15 protein-coding genes are annotated in these 12,783 nt (G+C 59.0%); 8 read left to right on the forward strand and 7 right to left on the reverse strand.

The window, feature by feature from the left end:
- Positions 1-117 precede the first annotated feature (117 nt).
- The 7 genes from ACYJRZ_RS05210 to ACYJRZ_RS05240 all read left to right on the forward strand — a co-directional run bounded on the left by ACYJRZ_RS05210 (position 118) and on the right by ACYJRZ_RS05240 (position 5,738).
- Positions 118-1,116, forward strand: a complete 999-nt coding sequence (locus tag ACYJRZ_RS05210) for an RluA family pseudouridine synthase (protein ID WP_459456707.1) — start codon at positions 118-120, stop codon at positions 1,114-1,116.
- A complete protein-coding gene (locus tag ACYJRZ_RS05215) occupies positions 1,113-1,766 on the forward strand; it encodes an HAD-IA family hydrolase (protein WP_095434971.1) in 654 nt (217 codons plus the stop codon). Before ACYJRZ_RS05210 ends, ACYJRZ_RS05215 begins: the two co-directional genes overlap by 4 nt.
- 9 nt (positions 1,767-1,775) lie before the next feature.
- Positions 1,776-2,561: an ATP12 family chaperone protein gene (locus ACYJRZ_RS05220; protein WP_459456710.1), complete on the forward strand. Its 786-nt coding sequence runs from the start codon at positions 1,776-1,778 to the stop codon at positions 2,559-2,561.
- A gap of 144 nt (positions 2,562-2,705) precedes the next feature.
- Positions 2,706-3,101, forward strand: coding sequence for a hypothetical protein (locus tag ACYJRZ_RS05225; RefSeq protein WP_459456712.1), 396 nt, complete (start codon positions 2,706-2,708; stop codon positions 3,099-3,101).
- 63 nt (positions 3,102-3,164) lie between these two features.
- On the forward strand, positions 3,165-4,697 hold the full coding sequence (locus tag ACYJRZ_RS05230; RefSeq protein WP_459456714.1) for an acyl-CoA carboxylase subunit beta: 1,533 nt from the start codon (positions 3,165-3,167) through the stop codon (positions 4,695-4,697).
- A gap of 123 nt (positions 4,698-4,820) precedes the next feature.
- A complete protein-coding gene (locus ACYJRZ_RS05235) occupies positions 4,821-5,213 on the forward strand; it encodes a DoxX family protein (RefSeq protein ID WP_112334783.1) in 393 nt (130 codons plus the stop codon).
- A 138-nt stretch (positions 5,214-5,351) separates the two neighbouring features.
- Positions 5,352-5,738, forward strand: coding sequence for a DoxX family protein (locus tag ACYJRZ_RS05240; protein WP_459456717.1), 387 nt, complete (start codon positions 5,352-5,354; stop codon positions 5,736-5,738).
- Between the two features lie 11 nt (positions 5,739-5,749).
- Here ACYJRZ_RS05240 and sugE read toward each other — a convergent pair whose 3' ends face one another.
- The 6 genes from sugE to ACYJRZ_RS05270 form a co-directional block, all read right to left on the reverse strand.
- Positions 5,750-6,064: a quaternary ammonium compound efflux SMR transporter SugE gene (sugE, locus tag ACYJRZ_RS05245; RefSeq protein ID WP_459456719.1), complete on the reverse strand. Its 315-nt coding sequence runs from the start codon at positions 6,062-6,064 to the stop codon at positions 5,750-5,752.
- Positions 6,065-6,197: 133 nt separating this feature from the next.
- Entirely contained in the window at positions 6,198-7,034 is an 837-nt protein-coding gene (gene fghA / locus ACYJRZ_RS05250) for an S-formylglutathione hydrolase (RefSeq protein ID WP_459456721.1), read from the reverse strand.
- Entirely contained in the window at positions 7,031-7,498 is a 468-nt protein-coding gene (locus ACYJRZ_RS05255) for a YaiI/YqxD family protein (protein WP_459456723.1), read from the reverse strand. Before ACYJRZ_RS05255 ends, fghA begins: the two co-directional genes overlap by 4 nt.
- Before the next feature lie 73 nt (positions 7,499-7,571).
- Entirely contained in the window at positions 7,572-8,699 is a 1,128-nt protein-coding gene (locus ACYJRZ_RS05260; protein WP_459456725.1) for an S-(hydroxymethyl)glutathione dehydrogenase/class III alcohol dehydrogenase, read from the reverse strand.
- 162 nt (positions 8,700-8,861) lie between these two features.
- The gene (locus ACYJRZ_RS05265; RefSeq protein WP_459456727.1) at positions 8,862-10,871 is read right to left on the reverse strand and encodes an acetyl-CoA carboxylase biotin carboxylase subunit; all 2,010 of its coding nucleotides are present in this window, start codon (positions 10,869-10,871) and stop codon (positions 8,862-8,864) included.
- 81 nt (positions 10,872-10,952) lie between these two features.
- The gene (locus ACYJRZ_RS05270; protein ID WP_459456729.1) at positions 10,953-11,888 is read right to left on the reverse strand and encodes a DMT family transporter; all 936 of its coding nucleotides are present in this window, start codon (positions 11,886-11,888) and stop codon (positions 10,953-10,955) included.
- Between the two features lie 218 nt (positions 11,889-12,106).
- On the opposite strand from ACYJRZ_RS05270, the gene ACYJRZ_RS05275 reads away from it, so the two are divergent.
- Complete coding sequence (locus tag ACYJRZ_RS05275; protein WP_459456731.1) at positions 12,107-12,529, forward strand: helix-turn-helix domain-containing protein; 423 nt, start codon at positions 12,107-12,109, stop codon at positions 12,527-12,529.
- Positions 12,530-12,564: 35 nt separating this feature from the next.
- On the opposite strand, the gene ACYJRZ_RS05280 is transcribed toward ACYJRZ_RS05275, so the two are convergent.
- A complete protein-coding gene (locus ACYJRZ_RS05280) occupies positions 12,565-12,759 on the reverse strand; it encodes a hypothetical protein (protein WP_459456733.1) in 195 nt (64 codons plus the stop codon).
- Between the last annotated feature and the right edge of the window lie 24 nt (positions 12,760-12,783).

Here is a 12,783-nt window from a genome sequence, read left to right on the forward strand (position 1 = left end):
AAAAGGCCGGGAAATCTCCGGCCGCGGGGCTGATGCCCTGTCGTTTGAATTTGCATGATCCGCCGAACGCAGGTTTGGCAACGCTTGGGACATGCCGCGGTATTTGAAAGAAGAAGAATGGCCGGGATTGAGCATATTAAGGTCGAGCCTGACGAGGCCGGCATGCGCCTGGACCGCTGGTTCAAGGTGCACTTTCCAGGGCTCGGCTTCGGTCAATTACAGAAGCTTTTGCGCTCTGGTCAGGTGCGCGTCGATGGCGGTCGCGTCAAGACGGATGCGCGCGTGCAGCCGGGGCAGATGGTGCGGGTGCCGCCGCTCGATGTCGATGCCAAAGGGCCGAAAGGTGGCCCCATTGCCAGTAATGACCTGAAACACTCCGGCGATGCCGAGCTTCTTGCGCGCATGCTGTTGCATGAAGACGATAAGGTCTACGTGCTGAACAAGCCGGCAGGCCTTGCTGTACAGGGCGGTTCCGGCCTGACCCGTCACATCGACAAGATGCTGGAGGCGTGGACGAACAAGAAGGGCGAGAAGCCGCGGCTGGTGCACCGTCTTGACCGTGACACATCGGGCGTGCTCGTCGTTGCCCGCACCCGCGGTGCCGCGCAGAAGTTGACAGCAGCCTTTCGCGAGCGCGACACCAAGAAGACCTATTGGTCGCTGGTCAAGGGCGTGCCGCGCAAGCACGAGGACAAGATCTCCACCTGGCTGGTGAAGGAAGCGACGCCGGATGGCGACCGCATGCGCATCGCCAAACATGGAGAGGAGGGCGCCGATCACGCCATCTCCTACTATCGCGTGCTCGAAACCGCAGCGCAGAGCCTCGCCTGGCTGGAAATGGAGCCCTATACCGGCCGTACTCACCAGTTGCGTGTTCACGCACTGCATATGGGCCATCCGATCATCGGCGACCCCAAATATTTCGATGACGATCCGAACTGGGATTTTCCCGGTGGTGTGCAGAAGCGCCTGCATCTGCACGCGCGCCATATCGATATTCCGCATCCGAGCGGCGGACGCCTGCGCGTCACCGCGCCTTTGCCGCCGCACATGGTGCAGACTTGGAACCTTCTCGGTTTCGATATGGAATCGGCAGGGGAGCCGGACGACGAATGAAGCTGGTCCTATTCGATTGTGACGGCACGCTGGTCGACAGCGCGCGGCTGATCCATGAGGTCATGGCGCGCACCTTCGTGGCCTTCGGCTACAAGCGCCCCGATGTTTCGGCGACCAAATCGATCATCGGCCTGACGCTTGATATCGCCATCGCCCGCCTGCAGGGCAAGCCGCATGTCGACGACGAAGCGATTGCCATGACGGCGCATTACAAGTCGATCTTTCCGGAAGTGCGGGACGAGGCGGACATGCAGACGCCGCTCTTCGACGGCATCAAGCCGCTCATCGAGACGCTTGCGGCCCGCGATGAACTGCTGATTGGCGCGGTGACGGGTAAATCCCGCCGCGGGTTGACCCATATCCTTGAGGTCAACGAGTTCACGCCCTACTTCATTGTCTCGCGCACCGCCGACGACTGCCCATCGAAGCCACATCCGGCGATGGTGACGGAATGCTGCGATGAGACTGGCATGGATCCGCACGACACGATCGTGATCGGCGATGCTATATACGACATGCAGATGGCAAAAGCGGCTGGTGCGACTGCTATTGGTGTGGCCTGGGGCTATGCTTCGGTCGAGGAGTTGCTGGCAGCAGGCGCCGATGCCATCGCCCACCATCCGAACGACTTGTTGAGCCATATTCTCTGAGGTGACGCCATGCGCGACCTGTTGAACGATCTTTCAGAAGGTCTCAGCCATCCCGATCCGATCCGCCGCGCGCAGATCCAGATGAAGAAGCCGTTGCCAAAACGCTTCTACAAGGATGTGACAATCAGTAAGGATGAGGGCGGTCATGCCATTGCTCTTGACGGCAGGATAGTGAAGACGCCGGCGCGGCACTCCTTGGCCCTGCCGACGGAAGCGCTTGCCAGACTGGTGGCCGCCGAATGGGCGCGACAGGTCGACGTGATCGATCCTGCGACCATGCCGGTAACGCGTCTCGTCAACACAGCCATCGATGGCGTTGCAACGGAGAGCCAGGCCGTATTCGACGAAATTGTCCGTTTTTCGGGCAGCGATCTGCTCTGCTATCGCGCCGACGGTCCTGAGCGCCTTGTCGAGCGGCAGTCGGAGCGCTGGGACCCGGTGATCGAATGGGCAGCGCGCAATCTCAGCGCCCGCTTCATTCTGGCGGAAGGCGTCATGCATCAGGAGCAGCCTGTCGAAGCCATTGCTGCCTTCGCCGCTGCTTTGCGCGAGTTTGACACACCGATGGAGCTTGCGAGCTTGCACACGATCACGACACTGACCGGTTCGGCGATCCTGGCGCTGGCCTTTGCAAAAGGTTTCCTGCCACTTGCCGACGTCTGGTCGCTCGCACATCTCGACGAGGATTGGACGATCGAGCATTGGGGTAGCGACGAAGAAGCCGAGCAGCGTCGTGCACAACGTTTTGAAGAGTTTCAGGCCGCGACAGACGTTTTTTCCGCGCTTCGCAGTTGAATATTGTTGATTTCCAGTCCTTTATATCGATCTGCATATCTAGCAAATTCGAAAGTCGGGGCAGGGATTATGTTGTTGTGGAGGCCGAGAGCCATATCGGCGCTCGTGGGAATTCTGGCATTGGCCGCTTGCTCAAGCTGGTCCGTGGATCCTCCGCCTCCAACCTATGCCGTGCGCAGCGCAACCGTCATAGCCGATCAGGCTTTGCCACCGGTATCGCCGGCGCTGGTTTCAGCCGTCAGTGATCGGGTCAACGCCGCGATCGCTGCGACAAGCTTCAGTCCGCAATTGCCACAGGTTGCCATCACCGTCCGACTAAGCGACGTTCGGAAGGCGCGGGGCTTCAATCGCGACCGCAATAGCGCCAAGATCAATATCGATGCTGCGGCGCCCGACGGCGGCTCCGTGATTGCCATGGCGTCGTTCGAGATTAGAACGGTCGCTCCTGATCCTGCCACCGCAGATGAGCTGATGGCGGAAGATATCGCCGCGCGGGTCCGCTCCATCTTTTCGCTGAACACGCCTCGGCTGGCGAATTGAGGGCAACGCTTCAAACTGAATCCGCGCCATGCTAAGCCAAGGCGACGAGGGAGAGAGGACCGCATGAAGGAAATCCTGCAGGAACTGGAACGTCGTCGCGGGATCGCAAGGCTAGGCGGCGGGCAGGCCCGCATAGATGCGCAGCATGCACGCGGCAAGCTGACAGCCCGGGAGCGCATCGATATCTTCCTCGACGAAGGTTCTTTCGAAGAGTTCGATATGTTCGTCGAGCATCGCTCGACCGATTTCGGCATGGACAAAAGCAAGATTGCCGGCGATGGCGTCGTGACCGGTTGGGGCACGGTCAACGGACGCACGGTTTTCATTTTTGCCAAGGATTTCACAGTCTTCGGTGGATCTCTTTCGGAAGCACATGCGGAAAAGATCACCAAGGTGCAGGATATGGCGCTGAAGAACCGTGCGCCGATCGTCGGTATCTATGATGCCGGTGGCGCCCGCATTCAGGAAGGCGTAGCCGCGCTTGGCGGCTATGCCGAGGTTTTCCAGCGCAACGTGCTAGCCTCCGGCGTCATTCCGCAGATCTCGATCATCATGGGACCTTGTGCCGGTGGCGATGTCTATTCTCCGGCCATGACGGATTTCATCTTCATGGTGCGCGACACCTCCTACATGTTCGTCACCGGGCCGGATGTGGTGAAGACCGTCACCAACGAGACGGTGACGTCCGAGCAACTCGGCGGCGCCTCGGTGCACACGACGAAATCCTCGATTGCGGACGCAGCCTATGACAATGATGTCGATACGCTCTTGCAGGTGCGCCGCCTCATCGATTTCCTACCGCAATCGAACACGGCAGCGGTGCCGGAAATTGAGTGCTATCAATCGGTGACGGAACCGGACAATTCGCTCGATACGCTGATCCCGGTCAATGCCAACAAGCCTTACGACATCAAGGAACTGATCCTGAAGGTGGCGGACGAGGGCGATTTCTTCGAGATTCAGGAAAGCTTCGCCAAGAACATCGTCTGCGGTTTCGGCCGCATCGAAGGCGCCACGGTGGGCTTCGTCGCCAATCAGCCGATGGTGCTGGCTGGTGTTCTCGACAGCGACGCGTCACGAAAGGCGGCGCGTTTCGTGCGTTTCTGCGATTGCTTCAATATCCCGATCGTCACCTTCGTCGACGTGCCGGGTTTTCTGCCGGGAACGGCACAGGAATATGGCGGCCTGATCAAGCACGGCGCCAAGCTGCTCTTCGCTTATGCAGAAGCGACTGTGCCAAAGCTCACGGTTATCACTCGCAAGGCATTCGGCGGCGCTTATGACGTCATGGCCTCGAAACATCTGCGCGGTGACCTAAACTACGCCTGGCCGACAGCACAGATCGCCGTCATGGGTGCCAAAGGCGCCGTCGAGATCATATTCCGCAAGGATATCGCCGATCCGGAGAAGATCGCGGCCCACACCAAGATGTACGAAGACCGTTTCCTGTCGCCCTTCGTTGCCGCGGAGCGCGGTTACATCGACGAGGTGATCATGCCGCGATCGACCCGGCGGCGGCTGGCACAGGGGCTCAGAATGTTGCGCAACAAGGATCTGACCAATCCCTGGAAGAAGCACGACAACATCCCGCTTTGAGTCTGTGACAACGCGTCACGGATATCACACGGAAAATTGATCCGGTGTCAGAAGGCGTGTTTTCACGTTCCCGGCCGTGCGCTCTATTGCTTCCCCGTGGGGGAGTTAAAACTGGAGTTTAACATGGCGCTTTCCGATCGGCTGAACCAATATCAGCCCTATGCTCTTACTGTCTTGCGCGTCGTCACCGGCGTATTGTTCATCGAACACGGCTTGCAGAAGCTGTTTGGCTTTCCGCTCGGCGGTCAGTTCCCAAGCCCGCTGCCGACTCTGCTTCTCGTTCAGGGTATCCTTGAAGTTGTCGGTGGATTGGCGACGATCGTTGGCTTCTTTACCCGTCCGGTCGCGTTCATTCTTTGCGGTAACATGGCGGTCGCCTATTTTATGGCGCATTATCCGAAGAATTTCTTCCCGGCCAACAATGGCGGTGACGCGGCGATCCTCTACTGCTTCGTCTTCCTGTTCCTGATCTTCGCAGGCCCGGGCCTGCTGGCGATCGACAACAACAAGAAGTAACCAGCCTCTCCGTCGGGCTCGGTTGAATTGCCGGGTCCGGCGAATAAATTCGTCTCTCGCGTGTTTACTCCGTAATCAGCGAAACGAGAGCACTTCTGACAGGATCTCCTTCGCATCCTCTATCGAACGGAGATCCTCATGTCCCTTTCCGAGCGCCTGTCGCCTTATCAGCCCGCTGCCCTTGCCATCTTGCGGGTCGTGACAGCGTTGCTGTTCATCGAGCACGGTACGCAAAAGGTCTTCGGCTTTCCGCCGGCGCCTTTCGAAATCACGACGCTGTTCTTCGTGGCCGGGATCATCGAGCTCATAGGCAGTGTCCTGATCCTGCTCGGGCTTTTCACCCGAACGATCGCCTTTCTCCTGAGCGGTGAAATGGCGATCGCCTACTTCATGGTGCATATGCAGATCGACTTCTTCCCGGCCAATAATCAGGGAGATGGAGCCATCCTGTTCTGCTTCATTTTCCTGTTTCTGGTGTTTGCCGGGCCAGGAAGCTGGGCGCTGGACAATCGCCAGCGCCGATGACCGCCGCCGACTCAAGCAGCAAGCTTCAGGCCGGCTATACCGGCCACGATGAGCCCAATGCAGAGCAGCCGCACAGGGGTCGCGGGATCACCAAGCAGCCATATTCCAAACAAAACCGTACCGACGGTGCCGATCCCGGTCCAGACCGCATAAGCCGTGCCCATCGGCAGGGTCTTTACGGCCAAGCCAAGCAGTACGATGCTGATGATCATGGAAATGACGGTGAGGACTGTTGGTACGAGGCGCGTGAACCCATCAGTATATTTCAGGCCGACGGCCCAGCCAATTTCGAACAAACCTGCGAGGAAAAGCAGGAACCAAGCCATTTTACGCTCCTTTGTTAAGAGCGAGGCCGTCCCCGCGGTGTCTACGGCAGGTTCGATTGCCGACCGTCGCAGTCGTCTGCGTCCTTCCTATATGCCTTCCTCGACTGCCCATTTCAAGGCGATCGGGCTGCCTTTACTTTCCCAGCCGCTCGGCATGCCACTTCAGGTGATCATCCATGAAAGTGGAGATGAAATAGTAGGAATGGTCGTAACGCTCGTGCATGCGCAGCGTCAAACTGATATCCGTGCCCTTAATTGCGTCTTCGAACAGCCAGGGACGCAGCCCGTTTTCGAGGAAGCTGTCAGCCTTTCCTTGATCGATGAGGAATTCGCGGAAGCGGGCGCCGTCTTCGACGAGCGCGCAGGCGTCATAACGGCGCCATGCAGCCTTGTCGCTCCCCAAATATTTCTCCAACGCGGGTGCGGACCAATCGGCGGTCGACGGCTGCACGATGGGCGCGAAGGCCGAGCAGCTCTTGAAGCGCTCCGGATTCCTCAATGCGATCGTCATGGCGCCGTGGCCGCCCATGGAATGGCCGAAGATCCCCTGGCGGCTCATATCGGCCCGGAATTGCCTGGCGATGAGGGCAGGCAGCTCTTCGGTGATGTAGGTGTACATCTGATAGTTTTCGGCCCAGGGCGTCTCGGTGGCATCGAGATAGAAGCCTGCGCCTTTGCCCATCTGCCAGTTGGTCAGCTCATCCGGCACGTCATTGCCGCGCGGGCTGGTGTCCGGGCAGACGATGATCAGGCCGAGTTCGGCGGCCATGCGGCGATATTCGCCCTTTTCCATGACGTTGGCATGAGTGCAGGTGAGGCCGGAAAGATACCAGAGGACCGGGCAGGGCTCTTTGATCGCCTGAGGTGGTACGAAAACGGCAAAGGTCATCTCGCATTTGCAGGCTTCAGACTCGTGAGAAAAGACGCCCTGCATGCCGCCGAAGGCTGTGTTCTGGGAAATGATGTTCAAGACTGGTCTCCGGGCGATGATTGATGTGCTTTGGCACGCCGGCAGAGCCGGTCGAAGGTTTCGAGGAAGGCGGAGCGGTCGCGCGGCGAGAAGGCGGCATTATAGCCTTTGCTTTCTCCGGTTTCGCGAAGATGCGCGCCGAGATCGCGCATGGCCGTTGCCATGCCGATGTTGGTCTTGTCGAAGATACGACCGGTCGGTCCCGTCACCAGCGCTCCGGTCGCAACACAGCGGCCGGCAAGCGGTACATCCGCAGTGACGACGATATCGCTAGCACCGGCATGCTCCGCGATCCAGTTGTCGGCGGCATCGAAGGCATTGGAGACGATGACGTTGTGCACCATCGGGTCCCGCGATGGCCGCAATCCCGAATTCGCGACAAAGGTCACCTCCATGCCGTGGCGTTCGGCAACCTTCAGGATCTCCGGCTTGACCGGACAAGCGTCGGCATCGACATAAATCATGATATCAAATCTTTTCAGCTATATGCGGCGCTTTTTTCATGCGCCGCATACGTTCAGCCGAGTGGCTTTCTACTCAGTAGAGCACGACGCTGCGGATGCTTTCACCCGAATGCATGAGCTCGAAGCCCTTGTTGATGTCGTCGAGCGGCATGGTGTGGGTGATCATCGGATCGATCTCGATCTTGCCCTCCATGTACCAGTCGACGATCTTCGGAACATCGGTGCGGCCACGCGCGCCGCCGAAGGCCGTGCCCATCCAGGAGCGACCGGTGACGAGTTGGAACGGACGCGTCGAGATCTCCTGGCCGGCGCCGGCAACGCCGATGACCACGGACTTGCCCCAGCCGCGATGGCTGGCTTCGAGAGCCTGGCGCATCACCTTGGTATTGCCGGTGCAGTCGAAGGTATAGTCGGCCCCACCGATCTGATCGGCCCCGCGCTTCGTCATGTTGACGAGATAAGGCACAATGTCGTCGCCGACCTCCTTCGGATTGACGAAATGCGTCATGCCGAAGCGCTCGCCCCAGGCCTTCTTGTCATTGTTGAGATCGACGCCGATGATCATGTCGGCGCCGGCAAGCCGCAAGCCCTGGATGACATTGAGGCCGATGCCGCCGAGACCGAAGACGATCGCGGTTGCGCCCATCTCCACCTTGGCGGTGTTGATGACGGCGCCGATGCCCGTGGTCACACCGCAGCCGATATAGCAGATCTTGTCGAAGGGAGCGTCGGGATTGACCTTGGCGACGGCAATCTCCGGCAGCACGGTGTAATTGGCGAAGGTCGAGCAGCCCATGTAATGATGGATCTTGTCCTTGCCGATCGAGAAGCGCGATGTGCCGTCCGGCATCAGGCCCTGGCCCTGGGTCGAGCGGATCGCCGTGCAGAGGTTGGTCTTGCGCGAAAGACAGGACGGGCATTCGCGGCATTCAGGCGTGTAGAGCGGAATGACGTGGTCGCCCTTTCTGACAGAAGTCACTCCCGGACCGACATCGACGACGATGCCGGCACCCTCATGGCCGAGGATGGCCGGGAACAGGCCTTCCGGATCGGCACCCGAGAGCGTGAAATCATCGGTATGGCAGATGCCGGTCGCCTTGACCTCGATCAGCACTTCGCCGGCCTTTGGCCCCTCCAGCTGAACCGTCATCACCTCAAGCGGCTTGCCTGCCGCAACCGCGACCGCTGCTCTTACGTCCATGATCTCATCCCTTCCTGCAATGATTTGGTCCGCGCGACATTGGCATGGGCGCACGGGGCGGCTCAAGCCAAAATCAGACACTTAGCGTCGCAATTATCATGTTTTAGCCGAGCAATCGCCACGCAGCTTTTCTGATATGGCCGCCGTGGCGAAGCTTCTCGATCAGGCAAATTCCATGATCACGGCGTCAACGGCGAGACTTTCGCCCGGCTTGGCGTTGATCTTGCCGATGACCAGATCGCGTTCGGCGCGCAGGACATTTTCCATCTTCATTGCTTCGACGATGGCCAGCGTTTCGCCCGCCTTGACGTCCTGTCCCTCGGCGACAGCGATGGCGACGACCAGGCCCGGCATGGGGCAGAGCAGGAGCTTCGACGTATCGGGCGGCAATTTGACCGGCATGAGCTTGTCGAGTTCAGCCTGACGAGACGTAAACACCTTGGCCCGGACAGAAATGCCCTGCCAATCAATGCGCAGACCATTGAGCACGGTGCGGATTTGGGCCGTCAGCTTGCGGCCGCCGACGGTGCCGGCCCATACTGAATCGCCAGGACGCCAGTCGGTCGCGACAGTTACGGTTTGGGCGCCGATCTGCATGTCCATCTCGAAGGGAATGGTCGCTAGACCTTCAAGCAGTCTCACAGGCAGATAGTCGGCGCCGAGCTTCACGACCCAGCTCTCCCGAAGCGGCGCGGCGGCTGGACGCAGCCGGTCGCCATAGCGTTCACGGCGATTGGATTCGATCAGGCTGCAGGAAAGGGCGATTGCCGACAGCAAAGCGGTTTGCCCCTCATCCGCCGTCACCGGCGCGAAGCCATCGGGATATTCCTCGGCAATGAAGCCCGTGGAGAGGCGGCCTTCGCGCCAGCGCGGATGTTTCATCAATGCGGATAGGAACGGCATATTGTGCTCGATGCCATCGACGACAAAGCCATCCAGGGCTTCCCCCATCGCTTCGATCGCCTCCAGCCTCGTCGGAGCCCAGGTGCAGAGCTTGGCGATCATCGGATCGTAATACATGGAGATTTCGGCGCCTTCGAAGACGCCGGTATCGTTGCGCACGACCGATTTCTCCGTTTTACCCTCGCGCGGTGGACGATAGCGTGTCAGTCGGCCGATCGAGGGCAGGAAGTTGCGGTAGGGATCTTCCGCATACAAGCGGCTTTCGATCGCCCAGCCATTGAGCTTGATATCCGCCTGCTTGAACGGCAGCTTTTCGCCGGCGGCGATGCGGATCATCTGCTCGACGAGATCGATGCCGGTTATGAGTTCTGTCACTGGATGCTCGACCTGCAGGCGCGTATTCATTTCGAGGAAATAGAAGTTCCTGTCGCGATCGACGATAAATTCGACCGTGCCGGCGCTCTGATAATCGACGGCCTTGGCAAGCGCCACGGACTGCTCGCCCATAGCCTTGCGCGTCGCTTCATCCAGGAAAGGCGAGGGCGCTTCTTCGACGACCTTCTGGTTTCGGCGCTGGATGGAGCATTCGCGCTCGCCGAGATAGACGACATTTCCGTGAGCATCGGCCAACACCTGGATCTCGATGTGCCTGGGATCGACGACGAATTTCTCGATGAAGACGCGGTCGTCGCCGAAGGAGCTTTTCGCTTCCGAACGAGCGCGCTCGAAACCGTCGCGCACCTGGTCCTTGCTCCAGGCGATGCGCATGCCCTTGCCGCCGCCGCCGGCGGACGCCTTGATCATGACGGGATAGCCGATCTCGGCGGCGATCCTTTCGGCATGATCGGCATCATCGATGATGCCGAGATGGCCCGGAACGGTGGAGACCTTGGCGGCATTGGCGAATTTCTTCGATTCGATCTTGTCGCCCATGGCTTCGATCGCCTTCGGCTTTGGACCGATGAAGACGATGCCTTCCTTCTCCAGCGCCGCACAGAAGGAGGCGCGTTCGGAGAGAAAACCGTAACCTGGATGAACCGCTTCCGCGCCTGTCTGCTTGCAGGCAGCGATGATCTTGTCGGCGACGAGATAGCTTTCGGCAGCAGGAGCGGGGCCTATATTGACTGATTCATCGGCCATTTCGACATGGAGAGCATCCCGATCGGCATCGGAATAGACGGCGACCGTCAGGATACCCATACGGCGCGCGGTCTTGATCACGCGGCAGGCGATCTCGCCGCGATTGGCGATGAGGATTTTTTTGAACATGCAATCTCCGCCCAAATACCCTATTCAGTCAGTGTTTTAGCCACAAATTGCACCGCGGGTCCATGTGCAAGATATCCGCATTCATGCGGTTTTTTGCAATCTCGACTGAACGCGCTCCCGCCAAATGATGAAGAGGCCGGAGCCGACGATAATGGCAATGCCGATCCATTTGGAAAGATTGGGGAAATCACCGAAGATCGCGTAACCGAGAACAGTGGCGGAAATGATCTCGAAATATTGGAATGGTGCAAGCAGAGACAAGGGCGCCAGCCGGAAGGCCCTGACTACGAGCATATGGGCATAGCCTGATATCGAACCGAGAATCAGCAGAAGCACCAGTCCAAGCGCCGAGGCGGGCAGGGACGGCTCGAAATCCGCAATGCCGGCTGAGGAGCCGGCAAACAGAGCCACGGCCATGAACGCCGTGCCGCCGAGACCCGACATGATCTGCATCGTCAGCGGCGAATCTGCCTCGCCGACAGCGCGGTTCATGAAGAGATAGAGCGCATAGAGAAATGCACAGGCGACCGGCAGCAGCGCCTTCAATCCGAAGATCGCAAAACTCGGCTGAATCACGATCATTGCGCCGCCGAAGCCGATAACGATCGCCAGCCACCGCCGCCAGCCAACCTTATCGCCAAGAAACAAGGCGGAAAGCGCCGTGAGCATAAAGGGCTCGACGAAATAAATGGCGAAGACATCGGCAAGCGGCATGTATTTGACCGCGGCGAAGAAGAGCAGGCTCGCAGCGCCATGCAGCGCGCCGCGCAACAGATTCAACCAAGGACGCTTTGCAGAAAAAGCCGACCGCCCGGTAGCGGTCGCAAGCAACGGCAGCATGCACACAAGCTGAAAGAAGAAGCGATAGAATGTCACTTGGCCTGGCGACATATTTTCGAAGCTGGCCATATATTTGGCGATCGCATCCATCGTCGGCAGGAGGATCATGGCGCTTGCCATGATCGTCATGCCTCTAAGCGGATTTTGCTGCGTGGAAACGGCGGAAGAGACGGGCATGCGTCAACTTCAAACACAGGACAAACATGCAATCAAGACGCGCTCGAAAGCAGGTTGCAAGATGCGGTGGCAGCCATCCGCAAATGCCATACTTTTCCAAATGGGACAGATCTCCCTGGCGAGATGACGCCCTTAGACCTATCTGGAGCTTTGGAAACAGCTAAAACATGAATGCGCGGCACAAAATTGCCGGCGCAACCAGGAAAGGGATCGCACCGATGTTCAAACCAGAACAAGAGACGACCGTTTTTTCGGATGAAGGCGGTGATACGCTTGGAGGGCGCTTGTCCATGGCGCGCGATGCCGCAGGAATCAGTCTCGAAACGCTGGCCGGACAGCTTGGCGTCAGCGAGGCGACCATGCTCGCATGGGAATCCGATCGCGCCGAACCCAATCCCTCCGCGCTGGCGAAGATGTCGGCTCTTTTCGATGTTTCTCCGGCATGGTTGATGACGGGATCGGGTGATGGACCCGGCGAAGACAGCGATGAGCGCGCACTAGCAGCCGTCAGGAACGAGCTTTCACGGCTGCGGACGGCCTATCAGGAGATCGGCCGGCTGATCGAGACCACGACAAGCCAACTGGAGCGTCTTGATCACCAGATCCGGCTGCGCAATCTCAGCAAGGATGTGGCGCATTGAGGGCGGTTTCCCTCGTGGCGCGGACTTGGGTGTTTCTAGCTTAATCGGGCAATCGTATCGTCGAGGGTGTCGATCGCGAGTTGTTCACGAGCGATCATGTCGTCAAGGTCGATGACCTCTCCGATCTCTTTCGCGTTTATGCGCTGTGTCTTCATCGCCAGCAGTTCATTGCGATGGGCGATCTTCTCGCCTCTCATTTTGATAAGCTTCAAGCGAAAATCATCATTCATCTCCAATCCCTCCGTTGGAATGAG

The sequence above is a fragment of the Rhizobium sp. No.120 genome, assembly GCF_054558365.1.

Bases quoted from the DNA above. Each gene is read 5' to 3' on its own strand.
- ACYJRZ_RS05270 (WP_459456729.1), bottom strand. From the start codon at position 11,888: ATGCCCGTCTCTTCCGCCGTTTCCACGCAGCAAAATCCGCTTAGAGGC.
- sugE (WP_459456719.1), bottom strand. From the start codon at position 6,064: ATGGCTTGGTTCCTGCTTTTCCTCGCAGGTTTGTTCGAAATTGGCTGG.
- ACYJRZ_RS05240 (WP_459456717.1), top strand. From the start codon at position 5,352: ATGTCCCTTTCCGAGCGCCTGTCGCCTTATCAGCCCGCTGCCCTTGCC.
- ACYJRZ_RS05220 (WP_459456710.1), top strand. From the start codon at position 1,776: ATGCGCGACCTGTTGAACGATCTTTCAGAAGGTCTCAGCCATCCCGAT.
- ACYJRZ_RS05235 (WP_112334783.1), top strand. From the start codon at position 4,821: ATGGCGCTTTCCGATCGGCTGAACCAATATCAGCCCTATGCTCTTACT.
- ACYJRZ_RS05215 (WP_095434971.1), top strand. From the start codon at position 1,113: ATGAAGCTGGTCCTATTCGATTGTGACGGCACGCTGGTCGACAGCGCG.
- ACYJRZ_RS05255 (WP_459456723.1), bottom strand. From the start codon at position 7,498: ATGATTTATGTCGATGCCGACGCTTGTCCGGTCAAGCCGGAGATCCTG.
- ACYJRZ_RS05260 (WP_459456725.1), bottom strand. From the start codon at position 8,699: ATGGACGTAAGAGCAGCGGTCGCGGTTGCGGCAGGCAAGCCGCTTGAG.
- ACYJRZ_RS05275 (WP_459456731.1), top strand. From the start codon at position 12,107: ATGTTCAAACCAGAACAAGAGACGACCGTTTTTTCGGATGAAGGCGGT.
- ACYJRZ_RS05265 (WP_459456727.1), bottom strand. From the start codon at position 10,871: ATGTTCAAAAAAATCCTCATCGCCAATCGCGGCGAGATCGCCTGCCGC.
- ACYJRZ_RS05280 (WP_459456733.1), bottom strand. From the start codon at position 12,759: ATGAATGATGATTTTCGCTTGAAGCTTATCAAAATGAGAGGCGAGAAG.
- ACYJRZ_RS05230 (WP_459456714.1), top strand. From the start codon at position 3,165: ATGAAGGAAATCCTGCAGGAACTGGAACGTCGTCGCGGGATCGCAAGG.
- ACYJRZ_RS05210 (WP_459456707.1), top strand. From the start codon at position 118: ATGGCCGGGATTGAGCATATTAAGGTCGAGCCTGACGAGGCCGGCATG.